Annotated in this window: 22 protein-coding genes and 1 pseudogene; 10 read left to right on the top strand and 13 right to left on the bottom strand. The window is 72.0% G+C overall.

The window, feature by feature from the left end; genetic code table 11:
• Positions 1–57: 57 nt before the first annotated feature.
• Genes ACQEVJ_RS35790 through ACQEVJ_RS35775 form a run of 4 tightly spaced genes read left to right on the top strand, consistent with a single transcriptional unit; the run spans position 58 to position 3,656 of the window.
• Positions 58–900 (top strand): amidohydrolase family protein, encoded by an 843-nt coding sequence (locus ACQEVJ_RS35790; protein WP_433108918.1) that lies wholly within the window; start codon positions 58–60, stop codon positions 898–900.
• 1 nt (position 901) lies between these two features.
• Positions 902–1,987: a Gfo/Idh/MocA family protein gene (locus tag ACQEVJ_RS35785; protein WP_433108916.1), complete on the top strand. Its 1,086-nt coding sequence runs from the start codon at positions 902–904 to the stop codon at positions 1,985–1,987.
• On the top strand, positions 1,984–3,003 hold the full coding sequence (locus ACQEVJ_RS35780) for a LacI family DNA-binding transcriptional regulator (RefSeq protein WP_433108914.1): 1,020 nt from the start codon (positions 1,984–1,986) through the stop codon (positions 3,001–3,003). The genes ACQEVJ_RS35785 and ACQEVJ_RS35780 overlap by 4 nt, the downstream gene beginning before the upstream one ends.
• Before the next feature lie 14 nt (positions 3,004–3,017).
• Positions 3,018–3,656 (top strand): hypothetical protein, encoded by a 639-nt coding sequence (locus ACQEVJ_RS35775; protein WP_433108912.1) that lies wholly within the window; start codon positions 3,018–3,020, stop codon positions 3,654–3,656.
• A 56-nt stretch (positions 3,657–3,712) separates the two neighbouring features.
• Here ACQEVJ_RS35775 and ACQEVJ_RS35770 read toward each other — a convergent pair whose 3' ends face one another.
• The 11 genes from ACQEVJ_RS35770 to ACQEVJ_RS35720 all read right to left on the bottom strand — a co-directional run bounded on the left by ACQEVJ_RS35770 (position 3,713) and on the right by ACQEVJ_RS35720 (position 16,908).
• Positions 3,713–4,474: a ribonuclease HII gene (locus ACQEVJ_RS35770; protein ID WP_433108910.1), complete on the bottom strand. Its 762-nt coding sequence runs from the start codon at positions 4,472–4,474 to the stop codon at positions 3,713–3,715.
• Positions 4,475–4,567: 93 nt separating this feature from the next.
• Positions 4,568–6,133 (bottom strand): cellulose binding domain-containing protein, encoded by a 1,566-nt coding sequence (locus ACQEVJ_RS35765; RefSeq protein WP_433108908.1) that lies wholly within the window; start codon positions 6,131–6,133, stop codon positions 4,568–4,570.
• Positions 6,130–8,874, bottom strand: coding sequence for a glycoside hydrolase family 9 protein (locus ACQEVJ_RS35760; protein WP_433108906.1), 2,745 nt, complete (start codon positions 8,872–8,874; stop codon positions 6,130–6,132). Before ACQEVJ_RS35760 ends, ACQEVJ_RS35765 begins: the two co-directional genes overlap by 4 nt.
• 13 nt (positions 8,875–8,887) lie before the next feature.
• On the bottom strand, positions 8,888–9,493 hold the full coding sequence (locus ACQEVJ_RS35755; protein WP_433108904.1) for a cellulose binding domain-containing protein: 606 nt from the start codon (positions 9,491–9,493) through the stop codon (positions 8,888–8,890).
• Positions 9,494–9,598: 105 nt separating this feature from the next.
• Entirely contained in the window at positions 9,599–11,338 is a 1,740-nt protein-coding gene (locus tag ACQEVJ_RS35750) for a glycoside hydrolase family 9 protein (protein ID WP_433108902.1), read from the bottom strand.
• 260 nt (positions 11,339–11,598) lie between these two features.
• Positions 11,599–12,108 (bottom strand): hypothetical protein, encoded by a 510-nt coding sequence (locus ACQEVJ_RS35745; protein ID WP_433108899.1) that lies wholly within the window; start codon positions 12,106–12,108, stop codon positions 11,599–11,601.
• Positions 12,105–12,641 (bottom strand): RNA polymerase sigma factor, encoded by a 537-nt coding sequence (locus ACQEVJ_RS35740; protein WP_433108897.1) that lies wholly within the window; start codon positions 12,639–12,641, stop codon positions 12,105–12,107. The genes ACQEVJ_RS35745 and ACQEVJ_RS35740 overlap by 4 nt, the downstream gene beginning before the upstream one ends.
• A 172-nt stretch (positions 12,642–12,813) precedes the next feature.
• Entirely contained in the window at positions 12,814–13,257 is a 444-nt protein-coding gene (locus ACQEVJ_RS35735) for a DoxX family protein (protein WP_433108895.1), read from the bottom strand.
• A gap of 561 nt (positions 13,258–13,818) precedes the next feature.
• Positions 13,819–14,715: a LysR family transcriptional regulator gene (locus tag ACQEVJ_RS35730; RefSeq protein WP_433108893.1), complete on the bottom strand. Its 897-nt coding sequence runs from the start codon at positions 14,713–14,715 to the stop codon at positions 13,819–13,821.
• 143 nt (positions 14,716–14,858) lie between these two features.
• Positions 14,859–15,680, bottom strand: a complete 822-nt coding sequence (locus tag ACQEVJ_RS35725) for an SAM-dependent methyltransferase (RefSeq protein ID WP_433108891.1) — start codon at positions 15,678–15,680, stop codon at positions 14,859–14,861.
• A gap of 199 nt (positions 15,681–15,879) precedes the next feature.
• Complete coding sequence (locus ACQEVJ_RS35720; protein WP_433108889.1) at positions 15,880–16,908, bottom strand: saccharopine dehydrogenase family protein; 1,029 nt, start codon at positions 16,906–16,908, stop codon at positions 15,880–15,882.
• 108 nt (positions 16,909–17,016) lie between these two features.
• Between ACQEVJ_RS35720 and ACQEVJ_RS35715 the strand changes: the two genes are divergently transcribed.
• Both ACQEVJ_RS35715 and ACQEVJ_RS35710 read left to right on the top strand, forming a co-directional pair.
• On the top strand, positions 17,017–18,009 hold the full coding sequence (locus tag ACQEVJ_RS35715) for a helix-turn-helix domain-containing protein (protein WP_433108887.1): 993 nt from the start codon (positions 17,017–17,019) through the stop codon (positions 18,007–18,009).
• A 148-nt stretch (positions 18,010–18,157) separates the two neighbouring features.
• Complete coding sequence (locus tag ACQEVJ_RS35710) at positions 18,158–19,495, top strand: MFS transporter (protein WP_433108885.1); 1,338 nt, start codon at positions 18,158–18,160, stop codon at positions 19,493–19,495.
• A gap of 194 nt (positions 19,496–19,689) precedes the next feature.
• On the opposite strand, the gene ACQEVJ_RS35705 is transcribed toward ACQEVJ_RS35710, so the two are convergent.
• The gene (locus ACQEVJ_RS35705; protein ID WP_433108882.1) at positions 19,690–19,824 is read right to left on the bottom strand and encodes a MerR family DNA-binding transcriptional regulator; all 135 of its coding nucleotides are present in this window, start codon (positions 19,822–19,824) and stop codon (positions 19,690–19,692) included.
• Between the two features lie 10 nt (positions 19,825–19,834).
• Between ACQEVJ_RS35705 and ACQEVJ_RS35700 the strand changes: the two genes are divergently transcribed.
• From ACQEVJ_RS35700 to ACQEVJ_RS35690, 3 genes and pseudogenes are all read left to right on the top strand, one after another.
• Positions 19,835–20,575 (top strand): methyltransferase domain-containing protein, encoded by a 741-nt coding sequence (locus tag ACQEVJ_RS35700; protein ID WP_433108880.1) that lies wholly within the window; start codon positions 19,835–19,837, stop codon positions 20,573–20,575.
• A 148-nt stretch (positions 20,576–20,723) separates the two neighbouring features.
• Complete coding sequence (locus ACQEVJ_RS35695; protein WP_433108877.1) at positions 20,724–21,065, top strand: MmcQ/YjbR family DNA-binding protein; 342 nt, start codon at positions 20,724–20,726, stop codon at positions 21,063–21,065.
• A gap of 153 nt (positions 21,066–21,218) precedes the next feature.
• A pseudogene (locus tag ACQEVJ_RS35690) lies at positions 21,219–21,461 on the top strand (DUF6247 family protein); the annotation flags it as partial.
• Between the two features lie 33 nt (positions 21,462–21,494).
• Here the strand turns inward: ACQEVJ_RS35690 and ACQEVJ_RS35685 are convergent.
• Entirely contained in the window at positions 21,495–22,304 is an 810-nt protein-coding gene (locus tag ACQEVJ_RS35685) for an SDR family NAD(P)-dependent oxidoreductase (protein WP_433108875.1), read from the bottom strand.
• Between the two features lie 85 nt (positions 22,305–22,389).
• On the opposite strand from ACQEVJ_RS35685, the gene ACQEVJ_RS35680 reads away from it, so the two are divergent.
• Positions 22,390–23,241, top strand: a complete 852-nt coding sequence (locus ACQEVJ_RS35680; RefSeq protein ID WP_433108873.1) for a helix-turn-helix transcriptional regulator — start codon at positions 22,390–22,392, stop codon at positions 23,239–23,241.
• Positions 23,242–23,259: the final 18 nt, after the last annotated feature.

The raw sequence follows: 23,259 nt of genomic DNA, 5'->3' as shown, positions 1-23,259 counted from the left end.
CTTGTGGCCCGCGTCTAGCTTGTGCAGGCTCAACCTATTGATCTTGAGGAGGGGCGGATGCCCGTCATCGATGCGCATCAGCATTTCTGGAACCTGGAGACCGGTTCCTACCCCTGGCTGACGCCCGACGCCGGGCCGATACACCGCACCTTCGAGCCGGAGGAACTGATCCCGCAGCTTGCCGAGGCCGGGGTCGACTACACGGTGCTCGTCCAGGCGATGGACTCCTACGCCGACACCGACGCCATGCTCGCGCAGGCCGACGCGTACGACTTCGCCGCCGCCGTGGTCGGCTGGGTTCCGCTGGAGCGGCCGGACGAGGCGGCGCAGGCGCTGGAGCGATACCGGAGGCATCCGAAGTTCGCCGGAGTCCGCCACCTCATCCATGACGACCCCGACCCCGACTGGCTGCTCCGCGACGCGGTGATCGAGGGCCTGGGGGTGCTCGCCGAGGCGGGCCTGCCGTTCGACGTGGTCGCCGTGCTGCCCCGCCACCTGGAGCACGTGCCGGTGCTGGCCGAGCGGATCCCCGGGCTGCGGATGGTGATCGACCACCTGGCCAAGCCGCCCGTCAGGGAGAAGGGCTGGGAGCCGTGGGCGGGCCTGATCGCCCGCGCCGCCGAGTATCCCCAGGTGTACGCCAAGGTGTCGGGGCTCAACACCGCCGCCGACCCGGAGAGCTGGACGGCGGACGACCTGCGGCCGTACGTGGACCACGCGATGGAGCTGTTCGGCCCCGAGCGGCTGATGTTCGGCGGCGACTGGCCCGTCTCCATCCTCGCCGGCGACTACGCCAAGGTGTGGCGCGAGACCAACGTGCTGCTCGCCGGGCTGTCGGAGGCCGACCGCGCGGCCGTGCTCGGCGGCACGGCCGCCCGCTTCTACCGAATCGAGGTGTGACGTGCTGGACGTCTTCGCGCCGATCGCGGCCGCCGCCGACCTGGCGATCCCCGAGGCGCACCGGCTGCCGATCGCGGTCGTGGGCGCCGGGGCGATCGTCGACGTGGCCCACCTGCCGGCGTACCGGAAGGCCGGGCTGGAGATCGCCGGGATCTTCGACCTGAACGCCGAGCGCGCCCGCGAGGTCGCCGGACGGCACGGCGTGCCCCGCGTGTACGGCTCGCTGGAGGAACTGCTCGCCGACGAGCGGGTGGCCGTGGTGGACATCGCCGTGGCGCCGAACGCGCAGCCCGGCATCGCGAGGGCCGCGCTGGAGGCCGGCAGGCACCTGCTGTGCCAGAAGCCGTTCGCGCCCGACCTCGCCACCGGGCGGGAGATCGTCGCCCTGGCCGCAGAGCGCGGGCTGAAGGTGGCGGTCAACCAGCAGTTGCGCTTCGACGAGGGCATCGCCGCGGCCCGCGCCATGGTGAAAGCGGGCTGGATCGGCGAGCCGACGGCGATGACGTTCACCGTGAACATCTTCACCGACTGGAGCGCCTGGGACTGGCTCGTCTCCACCGACCGCCTGGAGATCGTCTACCACTCCATTCACTACCTGGACGCCATCCGCTCGATCCTCGGCGACCCCGAGACCGTGTTCTGCACCGGCAGCCGTACGGCGGGGCAGGTCGCCGAGGGCGAGACCCGCACGATGAGCGTGCTGGTCTACCCGGGCGACGTGCGCGCGCTGGTCCACGCCCACCACGAGAACCGCACCGGCGACTACGAGGCGGCGTTCCGCATCGACGGCACCGAGGGCGCGATCAGGGGCACGCTCGGGCTGCTGTACGACTACCCGCACGGCCGCCCGGACACGCTGGAGGTCAGCAGCCGCGTGCTGCCCACCGACGGCTGGCTGCCCTACCCGGTGACCACCCGGTGGCTGCCGGACGCGGTCGCGGGGCCGATGGGGTCGCTGCTGGCGGCGATCGCCGAGGGCGGCGAGCCGGAGACGGCGGCGGCCGACAATCTGGGCACACTCCGTCTCATGGAGGCGCTGTACCAGTCCATGGAGACCGGCGAGAGCCGTCGGCCGGGGGCGTTGTGAAGCGCGCCCGGGTGACGCTGGCCGACGTCGCCGCGCTGGCGAAGGTCGACCGTGCCGTGGTCTCGCGGGTCGTCAACAACGATCCCGCGCTCAGCATCCGGCCGGAGACGCGCGAGCGGGTGCTGGCCGCGGTGGCGCAGCTCGGCTACCGCCCCAACGCCGCGGCCCGCAGCCTGCGCACGGCCCGCGCGCACATGTTCGGCCTGTTCCTGCCCGACTTCGCCAACCCCGTGTACGCGGAGATCATCAAGGGCGCGGAGGCGGCGGCGGCCGGTCTCGGCTGCGTGCTGGTGACGGGCAGCTCCACCGGGGCGGGGCTCGGCGGCTACATGGACCTGCTCGGCCAGGGCCGCATCGACGGCCTGCTGCTGGCCGGGGCCGAGGGGGAGTCGGAGCTGCTCGCGCAGCTCGACCGGATGGTCGTGCCGTGGATCATGCTCAACCGCAGGAGCCCGGCCGTCAAGCGCTACGTCATCCTCGACGACGAGCGGGCCGCCCGGCTCGCGGTCGAGCACCTCGTGGGGCTCGGGCACCGCAGGATCGCCCACCTGGCCGGTCCCGAGGGCGCCGACACCGCGCTGCGCAGGTCGGCGGGGTGGCGCGCGGCCATGCGCGACTCGGGACTGCCCGACGGCCCGATCGTCGCGGCCGACTACACCCCGGCCGGCGGGGCCGCGGCGATGGCCGCGCTGCTCGCCGCCCCCGAGCCGCCGACCGCCGTCTTCGTCGCCAACGTCGCCTCGGCGATCGGTGCGATGGAGTCCGTACGGGAGGCGGGGCTGGACATCCCCCGGGACGTCTCGATGGTGGCGGTGCACGACCTCGACCTGGCGAGCTACCTCGCGCCCCCGCTCACCACGGTCCGCATGCCGCTCGCCGAGCTGGGCCGTCGCGGCGTCGAACTGCTCGGCAGCCTCAAGCCGGACGACAGCGTGGCCGAGGTGCTCGACGGCCCCATAGAGCTGATCGCCCGCCGCTCCACCGCCCCGCCGGTCAGCGGGGGTCCGGGCGGCTGATCGGGAGCCGTACGGTGAAGCACGCGCCGCCGCCCGGGGCGTCGTCGCGCACCTCCAGCAGCGCGCCCGCCTCCTCCGCCCGGACCCGCACCTCGACGGCCGACGACGCGTGCCGTACGGCGTTGGTCGACGAGGTTGGTGACCAGGCGGGCGAGGTGGTGGCGGGAGCCGTCCACCACCACGTCGGGATCGGCCGTCACCCGCACCTTCACGCCCGTCTCCTCGCCGCCACGCTCACCGCCGCCGCGAACGCCGGCGAGACGCCCGACGGCAGGGCGGCCGGAAGCAGGACCGGGGTTCCGGCGACATCCTCGTGCCCGCACACGGTGAAGGTGGTGGAGAAGGACGGCAAGCTCCTGGCCGACGACGGCAGCGGCCTGCGGGAGCTGAAGCCCGGCGACCGGGTGCGCGCCGTCCCGGCCATCCCCGCCAAGCCAGGTGCGGACTTGGGAGCGCCCGGCACCGCCATGAAGGGCACGATCGAGAGCGCGCCCGATGCCCCGGAGAAGGGCACCACAGAGAGCGGCACGACCGAGAGGGTGGCCCCCGGCAAGGCCACGAGGGAGAAGGGCGCGGCGGAGAAGGGCATGGCCGGGCACCGCACGCGGACCACTGTCGCGGTGGCCTGCGCCGTCCCGCCTCGGGCCGACTGACCGTCAGCACACCTGAGGCCCCGACGAGCGGCGTACGGACGCCCGGCGGGGGCGCGTCAGAGGAGGGTCATCTGGCCGGAGCCGGCGAGGGGGTCGCGGTGCTTGCGCAGGTGCCGCCACTGGGGGAGGTCGTCGAGGTACGACCACGACAGCCGGTGGTGCGGCGTCGGCCCCGTCTCCGCCAGAGCCTGCTGGTGGACGGGGGAGGGATAGCCCGCGTTGGCGGCGAAACCATAGGCCGGATGCTCCTCGCCGATCTCCGCCATCAGGCGGTCGCGGTGCACCTTGGCCAGCACCGACGCGGCGGCCACCGACACCGAGCGCTGGTCGGCCTTGACCTCGCACCGCACCCGCCACGGCCGCCCGAGGAAGTCGTGCGCGCCGTCGAGGAGCACCACGTCGGGCCGCAGCGGCAGGGCCTCCAGCGCCCGGCACGCGGCCCGGCGCAGCGCCTCGGTCATGCCGACCTCGTCGATCTCCTCCGGTGCGGACTCGCCGTACGCATGGCAGGTGAGCCAGTCCGGCAGGACCGCCGCGAACGCCTCCCGCTGGGCCGGGCCGAGCAGCTTGGAATCGGTCAGCCGGACCGTGCGCTTCCCGCGTCCCGGCAGCTCGGGCGGTGAGCCGAAGGCGGTGACGGCCGCGCAGACCACCACCGGGCCCGCCCACGCGCCGCGGCCGACCTCGTCCACGCCCGCGACGTGGACCGCACCGGCGGCGCGCAGTTCGTCCTCGATCTCGTATCCGGCCACCCGCCGGGCGGGGGCGGTGGGCGCGGGTGCAGCGCCGGGTTCGAGCCCGGGCAACGCGTCGGTCATCCCGACATCATCCCAGGCACCGGCAGGCTGATCGGCGGTGTCGGTCGCGGCCCGGCGCGTCTGGGAGAGGACGGCCGGGCCGCTGGGTCCGGGTCAGGAGCAGGTGGTGCCGTTGAGGGTGAAGGCGGTCGGTTTGGGGTTGCTGCCGGTGTAGGCGCCGTTGAAGCCGAGGTACAGCGACTGGCCCGGCTTGAGTGTCTTGTTCCATTCGTAGTTCTCGGCCGTGACACCGGCGCCGGACTGGGTCCAGACGGCCGACCATCCGTTGGTGACACGCTGGGAGGCGAGCGGGAAGCCGAAGCCGAGCTTCCATCCATCGATGGCGGCCGTGCCGGTGTTGGTGATCGTGACGGTGGCGGTGAACCCGCCGTCCCAGGTGGTGGTCGTGTACGTCACCCTGCAGCCGAATGGGGACGGCGACGGGCTGGGGGTTGGCGGGCCGAGGGACGGCGACGGGCTGGGTGAGGGCGTTGCCTCGGGCTGTGCGATGGCCGTGTACGGCGCCGAGGGGTCGCTCAGGTTGCCGGCCGCGTCGCGGGCGACGACCTGGAAGGTGTACGGCTTGCCTCCTTCGAGCCCGGAGACGATGTCACGGGGGGTGGCGTTCTCGCCCTCGTACAGGTAGCCGTGGTCGGTCTGCCGGAACAGGTCGTAACGGGGTGGGACCCCGCTGTCGTCGCTGACGGTGTTCCAGGCGAGGAAGACGCCGCCGGGTATGGACATCCCGGTCACGGCGGTCAGCCCTGTCGGAGTGCCGGGAGGCGTGGTGTCCGTCCCTGGGCTCGGGCTGGCGGCGGGCGGCTCGACCATGGCCCGGGCGCGGACCAGGTCGGAGGGTGCGCTGAGGTTGCCCGCGGCGTCTCTGGCGAGGACGTAGAACAGGTAGTCGCGGCCCGGGGTGAGGCCGTAGACGACGGCTTGCACCTTGTCGTCCGGCTGCGCGGAGACCTGGGCCTGCACGCGAGTGAAGGCGCGGCCGTCGATCTGGGCGTACACCTCGTAGGCGGAGACCGCGACGTCGTCGGTGGACCGGGTCCAGACCAGGCCGGCCGCGCCGTTGACGTAGACGCCGGACGGCTGCGGGTTCTCAGGGCGGGTGGGCGGGGTCCTGTCGATCGGGGACGGGCTCGGCGGTGGGCTGGAGGGGACCATCCCGCTGAGACGGCCCGCGCTGAGGGTCAGTTCGTTGGACGGCGGGCCGGCGTTCCCGGCGGCGTCCCTGGCGATGACGCGGAAGGTGTAGAGCCGGCCGTTGACGAGCCCGCTGATGATGGCGCTCGACCCGGTCGTGGTGCGGATCGTGGCGAAGACGCCGTCCTGTTCCGCCTGGACGTCGTAGGCGGTGACGCCGGCATCGTCGGTCGCGGCGCCCCAGCACAGCGACACGCCGATGCCGAGGTCCGACCCCGGACCCGCGGGCAGCGGGCAGTGGAACAGGGTGCCCGGGGCGCTCGGCGGGGTGGTGTCCCCGTCCGCGGCCCTCGCCGATGCGAGGCCGGAGGCGCCCACGAGCCCGGCGCCCACGAGCCCGGCGCCCAGGAGAACGGCGGTGGTGCGGAGAGCGGCGGTTGTTCGGAGACCCTTGACGGGCATCTGGATCACCTCTCTGCGGGCGGTCCGGCGCACCCGGGTGCGCCGGACCGCGAGTTGGGGGGTCACGAGCAGGTGGTGCCGTTGAGGGTGAAGGCGGTCGGTTTGGGGTTGCTGCCGGTGTAGGTGCCGTTGAAGCCGATCTGGATCGACTGTCCGGGGCTGATGGTGCTGTTCCAGTCGAGATTGGCGGCGGTGACGGTGGTTGCGGTCTGGGTCCAGGTGGCCGACCAGCCGGGTGGGGTGATCTTCTGGGTGCCGGGGAAGGCGAACTTCAGTGTCCAGCCGTTGACCGCCGTGGTGCCGGTGTTGGCGATCGTGACGGTCGCGGTGAACCCGCCACCCCAGTCGCTCGTGCCATAGGTCACCTTGCACCCGCCACCGGCGGATGGCGATGGAGACGGAGACGGGCTGGGCGAGACCGACGGGCTGGGGGACGGGCTGGGCAGGCCGGACTGGGCGGTCGCAGTGAGCGTCGCCGAGGGCTGGCTGGTGTTGCCGGCCGCGTCCCTGGCCACGACGTAGAACGTGTAGCCGGTCCCGGCCACCAGCTTGTCCGCGACGTACAGCGTGGACGTGGACGATCCGATCTTGGTGAAGCCGGCGCCCTGCTTCATGTAGACGTCGTAGCCGGCGACCCCGGTGTCGTCGGTCGAGGCCGTCCAGCACATCGGGACCGCGTTGACGAAGTCCGCTCCGCAGACCCGTAGCCCGGTGGGCGCGCTCGGCGGCGTGGTGTCCACCGAAGGCGAAGACGAGGGTGAGGGGGACGGCGAAGGCGAAGGCGACGGTGAGGGTGAGGGGGACGGCGAAGGCGACGGTGAGGGTGAGGGGGACGGGCTGGGCGTGCCGCCGGGCGGCGTGCCCCACACCAGCGTGTTCCCGTCGTACACCGGCACGTGCGACGCCGCCGACGCCGACCAGTCGTTGGCCGGGTCCCAGGCCGCGCCGTTCGGCACCGAGATCCGCAACTGCGTGCCGCGCCGGTAGAGCTGGGCGTCGCCGGGATAGATGGGCTTGCCCGTGCAGTCGACCTCGGCGTAGTAGGTGCGGTCCCGGTCGAGCGTCGGCCCGCTCACGGCACAGCCGTTGCTGTCGCCGCCGGTCACCTTCACCTGGGAGATCGAGGTGGAGCCGTCGAGGGTGAAGTAGTAACGCGCCTTGCCCGACTGGAGGACGCGCGGCGGCCAGTTGGACTTGTTGGTGACGGTGACGGTCAGCGAGGTGCCGTCCACACCGCTGTAGACGTTGCCGGTCTCGGCGTAGATCTCCTCGTACTTCTCCTCCGGGGCGGGGAAGCCCGGCACCGGCGTCCCGCCGTACTCCTTGGCGAACCGCGCGAGCACATTGGTGATGCCGGAGTTGTAGTCGATCGCCACCTCGTTGCGGACGTAGTCAGTACGGCTGTCGGTGTAGGCGTCGCTCTGGTCCGGGCCGCCGGCGAGCGCGCCGTAGAGGACGTGCAGGTTCGGGCCGGTGGTGTCGCTCATGTAGCCGAGGTACTGGCCGCTGGCCGCCCGGTGGTGGACGTGCGTCGGCGGGTTGGTCCCGAAGCCGACCATGTAGCTGGAGTGGCGGGGATTGTCCCCGAGGGCGTAGTCGGCCTGCCGCTTGGCGAAGTCGTGGTAGCGGGCGTAGAACGGATCGCCGGGACCGAGGTGGTCGGCGTAGACGAGGGCCACCCAGGCGGTGTTCAGCGCCATACGCAGCGACGCCCAGTTGAAGACGTACGCCAGCCCGCCGGGGGTGACCGGTCCCTTCTTGCCCTTGTATCCGGCGGTCCAGTAGTCGAGGTAGCGCTGGACGTCGTCCTTGTATCGTTGCTCGCCCGTCAGCGTGGCCATCAGCGCGTAGACGCCGTATTCCTTGTCGTTCCAGCCCAGGCCGAAGCTGTAGGCGGGGACGGTGGTTCCGCCCGCGCCCTGGCCCACGTCGGGCTCGCTGCCCATCTTGGGATAGAACTCGCGGGCCTTGTCCAGGTCGCTCCCGGTGCCGGTGGCCCGGTAGAGCCACACGGCAGCCCAGGCCAGCTCGTCCCAGTACATCTTGGTCGCGCCCGGGTGGTCGGAGCCGCCCTCCCAGGTCGAGTTGTAGTAGCCGGAGATGCCCGGCACGCAACTCGTGTACGCCGTGTCCTGGCCGTTGGAGCCCTTGGTCGTGTCGGCGAACGTGAACAGCTGCCTGGCGTGGGTCAGCAGCGTGTCCGCGTACGCCGGGTCGGCCTGGCGGAAGGCCATCGAGGAGGCCGCCATGGCCGCCGCCGTCTCGGCGACGACGTCGGTGCCCTTGCACGTCGGGGTGATCTTGTAGACCGGCCGCGACATGCCCTTGATGTCGATCACCTCGGGCGGACCCCAGTACGCATGGTCCACACTGCCGTCGCCCACCTGGACGTACAACGTCTCCGGCTCGGGGTGGGCGGCGATCAGGTAGTCGGTGGCCCACTTGAGGTTGTTCAGCATGGGCGTGAGCTGGGTCCCGTAGCCGGAGCGGTTCTCGACCAGCCCCCAGGCCAGCATGGTGGTGGTGAACGCCATCGGGAAGCCGAACTTGACGTGGTCGCCCGCGTCGTACCAGCCGCCGGACAGGTCCACCCCGGCGGACTTGCCGTCGTTCAGCGTGCGGTCGCCGCGCCACTCCACCCGGCTCCAGGCGGGCTTCCTGCCAGACTGCTGCGCCTCGTAGAAGTAGATCGACTTCTGCAGGGCCTCGGTGTAGTCGTACGAGCTCGCCGCTTGGGCGGGCGCCGGGCCCGGGACGAGCAGGGCGGCCAGCACGGCGGCCACCCCGCCCAGGGACAGGAGTCTCATGGATGGCCTCGTCTCAGGAGCAGGTGGTGCCGTTGAGGGTGAAGGCGGTCGGTTTGGGGTTGCTGCCGGTGTAGGTGCCGTTGAAGCCGATCTGGACGGACTGTCCGGGAGTGATGGTGCTGTTCCAGTCGAGGTTGGCGGCGGTGACGGTGGTTGCGGTCTGGGTCCAGGTGGCCGACCAGCCGGGTGGGGTGATCTTCTGGGTGCCGGGGAAGGCGAACTTCAGTGTCCAGCCGTTGACCGCCGTGGTGCCGGTGTTGGCGATCGTGACGGTCGCGGTGAACCCGCCACCCCAGTCGCTCGTGCCATAGGTCACCTTGCACCCGCCACCGGCGGATGGAGATGGCGACGGCGACGGGCTGGGCGAGGGGGACGGGCTCGGCGAAGCCGACGGGCTGGGGGACGGCGAGGGAGACGCGGACGGCGACGCCGAGGGGGACGGTGACGGCGACGCGGACGGGGAGGCGCTGGGGCTGGGTGACGGCTCGGCACCGGGCGGCGTGCCCCAGATGAGGCGGCCGTCGTTGCCGTACAGGGTCATGTGGTCCGCGCCCTTGGCCGACCAGTCGTTGGACGGGTCCCACGTCGCGCCGTCGGCGACGCCGATCCTGAGCTGCACCTCGCGGCGATACTCCGACTGGCCACCGGGGAAGATGAGCGTCCCGGTGCAGTCGACCTCGGCGTAGTAGGTGCGCCCCTCCAGCAGGTGTGGCCCGGTGGGCTGCTAGCACTGGGTGTAGGACGTGCTCACCGTGACCTGGCTCGCCGTCGTCGAGCCGTCCAGCGTGAAGTAGTAGCGGAACTTCGCCTTGTCCAGCACGGTCGCCGGCCAGGCCGACTTGTTGATGACGAAGGTCTTGGCCGCCGTCTCCCGCGTCGTGTGGGTGATCGTCGGCTCCAGGTAGAACTCCGGGCCGTCGGGCGTCTCACGCGGCAGCGTGGCCAGGGGCGACCCGCCGTACTTGCCGTAGAGGACGGCGAGCGAGCTGGTGATGCCGGAGTTGTAGTCGAGGGAGACCTCGTTCTTGACGTAGTCGCCCCGGCTGTCGGTGTAGGCGTCGGCGCCGTCCGGGCCGCCGACCAGCGCGCCGTACAGGACGTGCCTGCTGACGGCGGGCTCGCCGTCGGGACCCGCGTTGGTCCAGGAGCCGTGCGCGCCGCGGTGGTGCGGGTTGCGCGGCGGGTTGGTCCCGAAGCCGATCATGTAGCTGGAGTGCCGGGGGTTGTCGCCGAGCGCGTAGTCGATCTGCCGCTTGCCGAAGTCCTGGTAGCGCGCGTAGAGCGGGTCGCCGGAGCCGAGGAAGTCGGCGTACTTCAACGCGACGAAGGCCGTGTTGGCGGCCATGCGCAGCGAGGCCCAGTAGAAGATGTACGCCAGGCCGCCGGGCGTGATCGTGCCCTTCTTGCCCTTGTATCCGGTGGTCCAGTAGTCGAGGTAGCGCTGGACGTCGTTCTTGTACTTCTGCTCGCCGGTCAGCTCGGCCATCTGCTCGTAGACGGCGTACTGCTTGTCGTTCCAGCCGAAGCCGAAGTTGAAGACCGGCACCTGCTGCCCGTTGCTGCCCGGGTCCTCCTGGGTGCCCATCTTCGGGTAGAACTCGCGCGCCCGGTCGAGGTAGCTCGCGGTGCCGGTGGCCCGGTAGAGCCAGACGGAGGCCCAGGCCAGCTCGTCCCAGTACATCTTCGTGGCGCCCTCGACCTGGCCGCCCTCGCCCGTGGAGTTGTAGAACCCCTGCGCGGCGCTGACGCAGTTCACGTACGCCGTGTCGCGGCCGTTCGTCCCCTTGGTGGTGTCGGCGAACGTGAACAGCTGCCTGGCGTGGGTGAGCAGTGTGTCGGCGTACGCCGGGTCGGTCGGCCGGAAGACGATCGACGAGGCGGCCATCGCGGCGGCGGTCTCGGCGGCGACGTCGGTGCCCGGGCACGACGCGGTGATCTTGTAGACCGGCCGCTTGTGGCCCTTGGCCTCGACGGTCTCCGGCGCTCCCCAGTAGGAGTGGTCCTCACCGCCGTCGCCGACCTGGACGTACAGGACGTTCGGCTCGGGATGGGCGTGGATGAAGTAGTCGCCGGCCTGCCGGAGCGTGTTCAGCAGGTAGGGCAGCTGGCCAGACTTCTCGTAGGACGCCCGGTAGTCCGCGCCGCCCCAGGCCAGCGTGGTGGTCATGGCCGCCATCGGGAAACCGAACTTCACGTGGTCGCCCGCGTCGTAGAAGCCGCCCGACAGGTCCACCCCGGCGGACTTCCCGTCGTTGACGGTCGAGTCGGCCCGCCAGGTCACCCGGTTCGTGGACGGGAGGTGCCCCGACTCCTGCGCCTCGTAGAACAGGAACGACTTCTGCAGCGCCTCGCCGTAGTTGAAGGAGGCGGCCGAGACGGGGATGGAAGTCGAGGTGACGGCCAGCAGGGCGCCGGCCAGTGCGGTCGCCGTGCTCGCGCTCAGCAGCCGTCGCGGTAGTCGCATCAAGTGCCCCTCGGGAAGGACGACGGGCCGGCCCCGTTCGTGCGGGGCCGCCCCGGGAACGGGCGGGACGATCTCGGGATGGATCCCGCCCGGATCGTGCGTACGCGAGGTGGCGCGATCCAAGCACGCTCCGGTCACGGAGCCGTACGGCCAGGTCAGGGCGGTCGAGGGTATGCCGCGGAGCTGAAACTTTCAGCTCACGCCGTGCTCAGAGCCGCGGCATGAGCACACCCGCGAGGAGGATCCCGGCGACGACCAGTTCAGTTCCCGGACGTGTGGGAGGTGGGCGGATACGTCCGCCCGGCGGCGAGTTCGCGTGCCCTGCGCAGCAGCGCCGCCCGGTGGGCATGGGCGCGCACGGCCAGCACCAGTGCGGCCGTCACGAACAGCCCTCCGACCGCCAGCACCGGGCCGAGGCCGGTGCCGCGCCGGACCGCCAGAACGGTCAGGACGGCGGTGGTGGCGAGTGAGGCGACCAGGGCGATCCAGGCGGCGACCACCCGGTCGGTGGCGAACAGCGGCACCCGGCGCATGAGCAGCCATCCGCCGTAGCTCGCCCAGGCCAGGCAGATCACGGAGAGAAGGGCGAACATCAACTGCGTGCGGCCGGGCAGCGGGCCTGGCTCGCCTCCCCACAGGGCGGTCACGAACGCCGTGCCGGACAGCCCGGACAGCAGCGATATCACCGCCCGGACACGTCTGGCACGGGACAGCGCCGGTTCGAGCTGCTCGATCATCTCCCGCGCCGACAGCCGCGGCTCCTCAGTCATTGCCGGTATCCCTTCTCCTCGATATGCGCGCGCAACAGGCGACGGGCGCGACTGAGCCGGGACTTGACCGTCCCGGCGGGGATCTCGCAGATCTGCGCGCAGTCCTCCACCGAGAGGTCCTGCAGGTAGAACAGGACGAGGATCTCCCGCTCCGGCATGGGCAGGCCCGACAGGAGGCTCACCAGCTCGGCGCGGTCCACCGCGGCGTCGACCGGGTCGTCGACGGTCACGTCGCCGGCCGTCAGGGCCTCGCGCACGTGCTCGTGTTCCCTGGCGTACTGGCCGCGCAGACGGTCGGTGACCGATCGGCGCGCGATGGTGAACAGCCAGGGGGCGAACCGGGCGGGTTCCCGCAGCCGGGGCAGGCCGCGGATCACGGCCAGCCAGATCTCCTGGGTCACGTCATCGGCCCGCTCGGCGTCGAGCATCCGCCGCACGTACGTCCACACGGGTACCCGCCAGCGGGCCACCAGCTCGGCCAGCGCCGCACGCTCGCCCAGCTGGGCGCGCACCACCAGCAACTCGTCGGTCATCTCGTCCTCCCGTCACCCTGCACAGTCGGACGAGGGACCGATCAGGTTCACGCCGGCACGCGTCGGACCTGCCTCCGGTGACGAAGGCAGGTCCTGGCCGCGCGGGGGCACACGCGCGGGTCGTGCCGGACCCGGCGTTCGAGTCAGGCCTGCGGGCGGCGGTGCGGTCCGGCTACGCCTGCGCCGGAGCGGGCGCGTACGCCTCGACCTCGTGGTGCCGAATCCGGTGGATCAGTGTGTCCAGCGCCCAGGCGCCGGGGCCGAAGACCGCGATGAGGAAGAACGACCAGCAGAACATCGCCGCGGCCTCGCCGCCGTTGCGGATCGGGAACATGCCCTGCGGCGCGTGGACGACGAAGTACGCGTACGCCATCGAGCCGGAGCACAGCAGCGCGCTGACCCGGGTGAGCAGCCCGGCGAGGACGAGCGTCCCGAAGACCAGCTGGATGGCCGCCGCCCACCAGCCCGGCCACGTGCCGAACGCCATGGCGTGACCGGTGCCGCGGTTGCCGCCCAGCACGCCGAAGATCGTCGCCGCGCCGTGGCAGACGAACAGCAGTCCCGTCACGATGCGGAAAAGCGAGAGGACTGGTTCCCTGATCTGGTCCGATTTCATGTGATCACCTTCTTGTCGTGCCTGCCGGGCGGGCCGCGCCGCGTACGCGCGAACGCGATCCGGGCCGGCCGATGGGAACGCGCCGGAAAATCTGGATCCGGCGGAAGGGAAACGGGAAACCCCGGCCGTTGCCTATTCGAAGTCATGGCAGAGTAAATCGGCCGTCATTTCCTACGTTCCGTGGCTCACATTGTCGGCGAATTGGACGTCCGGCGACGTGAAGCCGCGCGGATGTGTGAGCAAAAGAGCCAGAACCGCTGGTCAAAGCCCGAAATGAGCAGCATCGTCGCTGATGGCTTCGGCGGTTCGCCCGTGGACCACGGTGGCCGCGCCTCGCTTATTCGGCGGCGAATACGCGCGGGGCGGCGTAGTCCCAAGAATGCTCGTGGGGATACCTCTGGTCAAGGGTTCAAGTAATCCTCTGTCAGGAAGCGGCGACACCGCGTCGGTGAATCCGTGACGACACCCCGATAACCAGCCGATATTCCGGGGACGCGGACGATCCCGTCCCGGGAGACGGCGTGAAACTTTCTCTTCGGATCACCGCCGGGAACCCGCGGGCTATCTCGTCCAGAGGCACTCCTGCGCCGTCCGCACGAGTGCCATCAACCCCGCCGACAGCCGTTCGCCCTGCCACGCGAGCGCGTACGTCAGGCGAAGGTCGCCCGCGTCCAGGGGGACGAAGGCGACGTCGTCCCTGCGGACGGACGTGACGACCAGGGAGGGCGTGGGCAGCAGGCCGACGCCGGCCGCGACCAGGTCGAGCGCGGCGGCGAAGTCGTCGATCTCGTCGGCCATCACGTGCTGCCGGTGCGGCCCGACGCGGGCGGCGAGCCGTGCCCACATCCCGCCGGGCGGGCGTTCGCGCGGCAGCAGGACGCGGTGCCGCGCGAGCCGTTCGGGCTGCAGGCGGGGCAGGCCGGCGAGCGGGTCCCCGGCCGGTACGGCCAGATGCCCGACGGGCACGTGGAAACGGGCGGCGGTGGTCAGCTCACGCGGGAAGGGGGCGGCGAGGATGGCCGCGGTCACCTCGCCGGCGGCGAGGGCCGCGACGGCGGCGGCCCGGCCGGCCGGGCGCAGCTCCACCTCGGCCGGGGGATCGCGGCGTGCCATCCGGCGGGCGATCCGCGCCGCGAGCCCGCCGGCCGGCGGGGGATAGGCCAGGCGGACACCGGTGCCCTCCGGCGCCGCGAGCCGCCTCGCCTCGGCCGAGAAGGCGGCCGCCGACTCCAGCAACCCCTCGGCGTACGGCAGCAGCGCCTTGCCGGCCGGCGACAGGTGGACCTCCCGGCTGGTCCGCTCGAACAGGCGGACCCCGAGCGCGCGCTCGAGACGGCCGACGGCCTGGCTCGCGGCGGGCTGGGAGACGCCCAGTTCGGCGGCGGCGCGGGAGAAGCTGAGGTGCCGGGCGACGAGGGCGAAGCAACCGATGTCGCGCAGCGGCGGGCCGGAGTCCACGCTCCAGTATGGGAGGTCAGGCGGACCTGTGCAGACGCAGGTCGCAGCCCGTGCGGGTGCCGCTGAACGTCCACGTGACGACGCGGCGCGCCGTGCCCCGTGGTGAGGGCGCGTCGGGGCCAGGGCTTGGGGGCGTGTGGGAGTCAGTCCTTGCGGGCGACCCCGCACAGCGCGTCGACCACGGGCGCCTCTCCGAACTGGGTGGGGTCGGGCCGCCACCGCGACACCGACACCACCCCCGGCTCCAGCAGCGTGAGACCGTCGAAGAAGCGCTCGATCTGCTCGGGCGTCCGCAGCCGGTAGGGGTCGCCGCCCTCGGCGCGGATGCGCTCGGCCTCGTCGGCCGCCTCGGGCAGGACGACCTTCGTGCCGTCCTCGAACACCAGGTGGCTGCCGGACGGCAGGGCGTCCATGAGGTGACGCACGATCCCGTACGCCTCCTCGTCGTCGAGCACCTGGCCCATGATCCCCAGCAGCATGAGCGCCACCGGCTCGCCGAGATCGAGCGTCTTCGACGCTGCGAGCAGGATCCTGTCCGGTTCGCGTACGTCGGCCTCGATGTAGTCGGTCACGCCGGGCGGGCTGCCGGTCAGCAGGGCGTTGGCGTGCACCAGCACCAGGGGGTCGTTGTCGACGTACACGACGCGGGACTCCGGCACCACCCGCTGCGCCACCTGGTGGGTGTTGTCGGCGGTCGGCAGGCCGGTGCCGATGTCGAGGAACTGGCGGACGCCCGCCTCGCCCGCCAGGTACCGTACGGCCCGGCCGAGGAAGCCCCGCGACTGCCGGGCGATGTCGACGATGCCGGGGTACGCCTGCCAGATCTGTTCGCCGAGTTCGCGGTCGACGGTGAAGTGGTCCTTGCCGCCCAGGAAGTAGTTCCAGATGCGTGCCGAGTGCGGCACGCTCGTGTCGAGCTTGGGACGCTGCTCCTCGCCGGGGCCGTCCGCCGAGCCTTCGCTCACCCGGTCCTCCTGCCGTCGCCTGATCACCCCACACCATAGAGACTGGCGGGCCCGCCGCAAAGCGGGGAAAAGGCCGATACAGAAAGGGCTTGAGTCTCCAGCCGCTGGACGGTTCATGCTCGGCGTCATGGACGCCTGGCTCCTCGCCGCCCTTCGCGCCCACCCCTGAGCGGCGTGCGGCGGCATGGGGGTCCGCCCGCTACCGACGCAGTTCCAGGGAAACGTACGGGGACAGCGCGCGGAGGAAGTCGGGGGCGTCGAAGATCTCGCCGGCGGAGGCGACGCCGACGGTCCTGGTCCGTCCGGTGAGTATGCGGTCGACCGCTTCCACCGCGAGCGGCGCGGTGACGGCGTAGATGTCCTGGCCGCTTGCCACGGCGCGCCGTTCGCTGCCGCCGGACCGCACGACGACGTCGACGAGGAAGGTCTGCGCGGACCGCCCACGCTCGTCGACCGGGGCCGGCGTCGGCGTGCCCGGGTCCGACAGGTCCCTGGCGGCCTCGACCGTCATGTAGGTGCGCACATCGGGGATGGACAGGTGGCTGGGAATGGTGACGACGTCGGCCATCGTGAACTCCCCGATGACGGCCCGAGGCCCCATCGGGCCGGGGAAGGGCCACTCCAGGGTCGGCGGGGTGTCGTCGCGATACTCCAGCCGGCCGTTCGCGTAACGGACGCGCCGGCCGTCCCGCCGCTGCCCGGAGACCACGCCGGAGGCACGTGTCCCGGCGGTGGGGTGCCAACCGCTCAGCCCGTACGCGACGTGCGCCTCGTCGGCCGCCGTCCAGTCGCCCATCGCGGCGGTGGCCAGCAGGTCGCCGAGGCCGCCGTAGAAGGCCATCGCGGGGACGATCACCGCTCCCGCCGCGCGGGCGCGGTCCGCGAAGTGCGTGAACGTGTCGACGTTCGCCTCGATCTCGGCCGCCACATCCACATAGGGGATCCGGGCGCGCAGCGCCGCCTCGATCACGGGGGCGGCCGTCGTGGCGAAGGGCCCGGCACAGTTGATCACGGCCGCCGCGCCGGCCAGGGCGCGGTCGAGCGAGGCCGGGTCGTCGACCGACGCCGGGCGGGCCTCCAGCCCGGATTCGGACGCCAGCGTCGTCAGCTTGTCGGCGTCCCGCCCGGACAGAACCGGGACGAACCCGTGATCCCGCAACTGTGCCACCACAAAGCGCCCGGTGTGCCCGTACGCGCCGAACACCGCCACCGTGAGCCCCGATCCCATCGGTTCTCCTCCTACTCAATGACCTGCTGCGATCCGTCGTGGACATCCTGACGAGGATGGATGTCCCGCACGAGTGTCTGGAACGCCATTACCCGTACAATTCCGGACATGAGCACTGTGGCGCTGGCCGTCACCGACGGAATGCTGCACTTCGAGCTGTCGTTGGCGTACGAGGTCTTCGGGACCGCCCTGACCGGCGCGGCCGGCCCCTGGTACAACCTCGTCGTCTGCGGTCCCGGCGCCGTGCGGGCCGGCCCGTTCCGGCTGGAGCCCGATCACGGCCTCGACCAGCTCCGGCGCGCCGACACCGTGATCGTCCCGGGTTGGGCCGACGTCGATGTCGATCCCCCCGCCGACCTGGTCGACGCGGTGCGCGCGGCCCACGAGGCGGGCGCACGCGTGGCCTCCCTCTGCACGGGCGCTTTCGTGCTCGCCGCCGCCGGCCTGCTGGACGGCAGGCGCGCGACCACGCACTGGGCGCACAGCCGCGACCTGGCCGACCGCTACCCCCAGGTGACAGTGGACCCGGACGTCCTGTACGTGGACAACGGCAGCGTGCTCACCTCCGCAGGCAAGGCCGCGGCCATGGACCTGTGCCTGCACCTCGTCCGTCTCGACCACGGCTCCTCGATCGCCAACACGGTCGCCCGCCGCCTGGTCGTGCCGCCGCACAGGGACGGCGGCCAGGCCCAGTTCGTCACCACCCCGGTGCCCGCCCCCGACAACCACCCGCTCGCCGAGCTGTTCCCCTGGGTGATGGAACGGCTGGACCATCCGCTGACCGTGGAGGACCTGGGCCGCCAGGCGCGGATGAGCTCGCGCAACCTGGGCCGCCACTTCAGGTCGGTGACCGGCACCACCCCGCTGCAATGGCTGCTGACCCAGCGGATCCGCCACGCCCAGGAGTTGTTGGAGACCACCGACGACGGCATCGACACCATCGCGGCGGCCACCGGCATGGGCACCGCCACGACACTGCGCAGGCACTTCAACCGCACGGTCGGCGTGCCTCCGGACACCTACCGCCGCACCTTCCGCTCGCGGACCCGCCCCGGCGCGGACGACAGCGGGCAACACCCCGACGCCCCACTCGGCCCATAGGACGAGGCGAGGATTCCGCCACGCTTCGGCGTTGGCCGAACTCATCGCGGGCAGCGATGACGGTATGTCGTCGACGAGAACTCCTCATAGCACCTCCGGCCCCGACGGGGCCGCGGCGCGCCAGAGACGCCGGACGATCCTCGTCGTCATGTGCGCCGGTATGTTCCTCGTGCAACTCGACGTGACCGTCGTCAACGTCGCCCTGCCGCACATCGGCTCGGACCTCCACACCGGCCTGCCCGGCATGCAGTGGGTCGTCGACTCCTACACCGTCGTCCTCGCCGCGTGCCTGCTCGCCGCAGGCGTCGTGGGAGACCGGCTGGGACACCGCACCGTCGCCGTCGCCGGGCTCGCCCTCTTCGGGGCCGCCTCCCTGCTGTGCGGCCTCGCCCCCGGCATCGGCACGCTGGTCGCGGCCCGCGCGCTGCAGGGCTTCGCCGCCGCGCTGCTGCTGCCCAGCACCCTCGCCGTGGTCAACACGACCTTCCCGGAACGCGCGGAACAGGCCCGCGCCCTCGGTATCTGGGCGGGCGTATCCGCCCTGGCGCTGCCCTGCGGCCCGGTGCTCGGCGGCCTGCTCGTCACCCTCGCCGGCTGGCGCTCGGTCTTCCTCGTCAACCTGCCCGTCGTCGTGGTCGCCATCGTGCTCACCCTCCGCCGTGTCCGCAGGGACGAGCCCGCACCCGACCGGCGGCTGGACGTCCCGGGGGTGCTCGCCGCGGCCGTCGCCCTGCTCGCCCTCACCTACTGCGCCATCGCGTACGGCCACTCGGGCCTGTCCGCCCAGACGGCGGGAGCCGCTGTGGTCGCCGTGCTCGGCACGGCCGCCCTGGTCTGGTGGGAGCGCCGGGCTCCCGAGCCCCTTTTCCCGCCGTCGGTCCTCGGCAGCTCCCGCTTCGTCGGCGCCAATGCCGTCGCCGCCCTGATGAACTTCGTCGGGATCGGCTTCGTCTTCGTCGTCACCCTGTATCTCCAGGGTGTCCGCCACCACGACGCCCTGTCCGCCGGCGCCATGCTGCTGCCGCTGTTCGCCCCCCTCGCGCTGTGCGCGCCGATCACCGGGCGGCTCGCCGCCCGCTACGGGCCCCGGCTCCCGATGCTGGGCGGGCTGCTGCTCGGCGCGGCCGGTGCCGCCTGCCTGTCGCTGGTCACCCCCACCGGCTCCTATGCGGCGCTCCTCCCTTCGCTCATCGGCCTCGGCCTGGGCATGGGCCTGCTCACCGCGTCCGTGGTCGCGGCGGCGCTGAGCGCCGGGCCCCCCTCACGTCCCGGCCTGTCCTCGGGCGTCAACAACACCGCACGGCAGGCGGCCGGCGCCCTCGGCGTCGCCGTCCTGGGCGCCATCGTGCAGGACCCCGCCGACGCCGGGAGGTTCACCGCCGGCCTGCGATGGGCCGGCGGCCTGGCGGCCCATCTGTGGATCGTCGCGATCGTCATCACCCTCCGTACGGTGCCGGGCCTGGAGGACCGGGACGCCGCCGGATGACCGTCCCGCGTCATCGGGCGCCGGCGAGCGGCGCGGGAGCCGGCAGGCCGATCCGCTCGCGTACGGCCCGCTGGAAGTGCGCGCAGCCGGTGACGTCGTAGTGGTCGCAGCCCAGTGCGCACTCGACCACCTCCAGCGCCGCCAGGGCCTGTTCGATGCGCCGCCGGAGCTCGGCCTGCCGGCGGCGGAGGATCTCACGCCGCTCGGACGGGCGTCAGCAGTCCCACCGACTCCCAGTGCCGCAGGACGTGCGTCGCGAGGCCGAACCGGGCGGCCGCCTCGCCGATGCCGATGGTCGCGCTTGACTTCATGTCGACATTAAGTCGCACGCTGTCCTCCATGTCGAACCAATCCCTCATCTCCCTTCTCGACCGCGTGGACAGGCACCCGGGCCAGGTGGCGCTGCGCACCCGCTCGTACGAACTTCTCGGCCTGGCCGCCGGGAGCCGTGTGGCGGACGTCGGCTGCGGCGCCGGACTGGCCGTCGCGGAGATGGCCGCCCTGGGCGCGGAACCGATCGGCCTGGACGTGGACGGGCACGTGATCGAGGTCGCCCGGTCCCGGCACCCGGGCATGGAGTTCCGCCAGGCGGACGCCTGCGCCCTGCCGTTCGGGGACGGCGAACTGGCCGGTTATCGGGCCGACAAGGTCTACCACGGCCTGGCCGACCCGGCGCGGGCGGTGGCCGAGGCATGGCGGGTGCTCGCCCCGGGCGGGCGGATCGCGCTGGTGGGGCAGGACTGGGACACGTTCGTGATCGACTCGGACGACCCCGCTCTCACCCGGGCCATGGTGCAGGCGAGGGCGGACGCCGTTCCCAGCCCGCACGCGGCCCGCCGCCACCGCAACCTCCTGCTCGACGCGGGCTTCGCGGACGTCACCGCCGAGGTCCGCACGGGTGTCTTCACGGACGGTTCGCTCCTGCCTATGGTCACCGGCGTGGCCGAGGGCGCGTACGCGGCGGGGGCGGTCACCCGGCGGCAGGCCGACGACTGGATCGCGGAGCAGACCGGCCGCGCGCGGCGGGGCAGGCTGTTCCTCGCCGTGCCCATGTTCCTGGCCGCCGCCAAGCGCCCGTGAGACGTACGGCTCGTCGAGGGCGGTCACCGCCCGCGCGCGACGGGATCGGCCGGAATGTCGGTGGCCGCCGCTACCGTTCGTCCGTGACGATGTCCGATCTTTCATTGCCGGCCACGGCGGGAACCGTCCGCGTCGAGGAAGGCGCCTGATGGTCACGGTCGACGACGTGCGGCGGGTCGCGCTGGCACTGCCCCGCACCGAGGAAGCGCTGGTGCGCGACCATGTGAAGTTCCGGGTCAGGGGCATCGTGTACGCCTCCATCTCCCCGGACGAGACCCTGATGGGCTTCGGGTTCCCCAAGGAGGAGCGGGCGGCCCTCGTGGCTTCAGACCCGGAGAAGTTCCTCATGCCCCTGCCCTCGGACGAGCGCTACCAGTGGGTCCGGGTCAGGATGGCGGCCATCGACGAGACCGAGATGCGGGAGCTCGTCGTCGACGCCTGGCGCATGGTCGTGCCCAAACGGGTGGCCGCCGCATACGACGCGAGCTGACCGCGGAGCCCAGCCATCGAGCCGGGCTCCAGGGCGCGGAGACCTTCGCATGGCCGGCGGGCAGGCCCGCGTCGGCGAGAACGGCTAAGTTCGACGCGAGGTGTCGCACCGCCCATCGAGCCGGGGCATTCATGAGCGTGAGGAGGAGGCGACATGACCGCCGAGCCGCACGATCTGATCAGCGTCCGGACGCCGGAACAGATCGTGGAGTCTCTGAAGGTCGATCGGACTCCGCGCAACATTCGTGCGTGCCTTCCCCCGGCTGATCGCGACTACTTCGACAGGGACTATCGACGGGCCATGGCCAAGGCCACCGAGGAACTGGACCTCGCGCCGGTGAACGCGCTCGCTCACTGGTGGCATGTGGCCAGGATAGGTAGAGATCATTCACGTCACCTGGTACAGCTGAGCACTGTAGACAGTCGATGCTCAGACCCGGGCGCCGCCGTCGACCCGCAGGACGGCGCCGGTCACGAAGGAGGAGCGGTCGCTCAGCAGCCAGGCGGCGGCCTCGGCGATCTCGGCCGGGTCGGCCCCGCGGCGCAGCGGTGTCTGTGCCGTGAGCCGCCCCTGGAGACCAGGGGATTCCGCCTCCCATGCGCGGATCATTTCGGTGAGCGTGTTGCCGGGAGCGATCGCGTTGACGCGGATGCCTTCGGGGCCGTAGGTGACGGCGGCCGACTCGGTGAGGCTGTTGACCGCCCGTTTCATCGCACCGTAGGCCGGTAGCTCGGAGTTGCCCCCCCAACTCCCGACGGACGAGTTGTTGACGATGGCGCCCGTGCCTGCGGTGGCCCGGATTGCCTGCACTTCGGCGACCATGGACAGCCAGACGCCCTTGAGGTTCACGGCGTAGACGTGGTCGAAGTCGGCCTCCGGCATCCGGTCCATCGGGCCGGGCTGCTGGATGGTCGCCCCGTTGTTGAAGGCGACGTCGAGCCGGCCGTACAGGTCCACGGCGCGACCCACGGCGGCGCGCACGCTTGCCGCGTCCGCCAGGTCGCACACCACGTAGTCTGCGGTGCCGCCCGCCACCCGGATCTCCTCGGTCACCGCCTTCAGCTGGGCCTCCGTCCGGGCCGCGAGCAGCACTCGGGCGCCCTCCCGGGCGAACAGCCGCGCCGCCGCGGCTCCGATGCCGCGTCCGGCGCCGCTGACGAAGGCGACCTTGCCGGCCAGCAGGCCCGCAGCGGCGGGCGTGGTGGGGGCGGGTGTGTCGGTGGTCGGTGTGTTGTCCATGGCAGTGAGCCTGCGCCGGTGGGCGCGGCCTATCCAGGCATCGGCGATACCTGGATCGCCTCCGCGCCCTGGGCACACTGGAAGTGTGAACCGACGAGAACTGGCCGACTTCCTGCGTAGCAGGCGCGAGCGGATCAGCCCCGCCGACGTGGGATTGCCCGCCGGGCCCAGGCGCCGCACCCCGGGGCTGCGGCGTGAGGAGGCGGCGCAGCTGGCGTTCATCTCGACCGAGTACTACACGCGGTTGGAGCAGGCCCGCGGTCCGCGCCCGTCCCGCGAGGTGCTGGCCGGGCTGGCCCGGGCCCTGCGCCTGTCGGACGCCGAGCGCGCCCACCTCCACCACCTCGCCGGCGCCCCGCCCGCCCCGCCGCCAGGGCCCTCGCGGGAGGTGCGGCAGAGCATCCTGGACCTGCTGCGGAGGCTGCCGCAGGCCGCCGCGTTCGTGACGTCCGCGACACTCGAGGTGCTCGCCTGGAACGAGCTGGCGGCCGCCCTCATGGAGGACTTCTCGGCCCTGTCGCGGCGCGACCGCAACCTGGTGCGCCGCGTGTTCCTCGGCCCGCACCGCGAGGGACGGCGGTTGTACGGGGTCTCCGACGCCGAGGACTTCGCCCGCCACGCGGCCCGGCGCCTGCGTGCCGCTGCCGCTCGCTACCCCGACGCGCCCGAGGTGACCGGGCTGGTGGACGAACTCCTCGCGAAGAGCCCGGAGTTCACACGGCTGTGGGCTTCCCATGACGTGGCAGACGAGTCCACGCTGTGCAAGACCTTCCAGCACCCGCTGGTCGGCCCTATCACCGTCAACTGCGACGTCCTTGACATCACCGACCGCGATCAGCAGGTGGTGATCTACACCGCCGTCCCCGGGTCGCCGTCCGAAGAGGCGCTACGGCTGCTGTCGGTCATCGGCACCCAGCGCATGGACGCCCCCCGCTGAACAGCCTTGGTGAACCTC

The sequence above is a fragment of the Microbispora sp. CA-102843 genome, from assembly GCF_050936215.1.
In the GTDB taxonomy this organism is placed as follows: domain Bacteria; phylum Actinomycetota; class Actinomycetes; order Streptosporangiales; family Streptosporangiaceae; genus Microbispora.
Note: the sequence above shows the minus strand (reverse complement) of the source record. Positions and strands in the feature narration are given on the sequence as shown.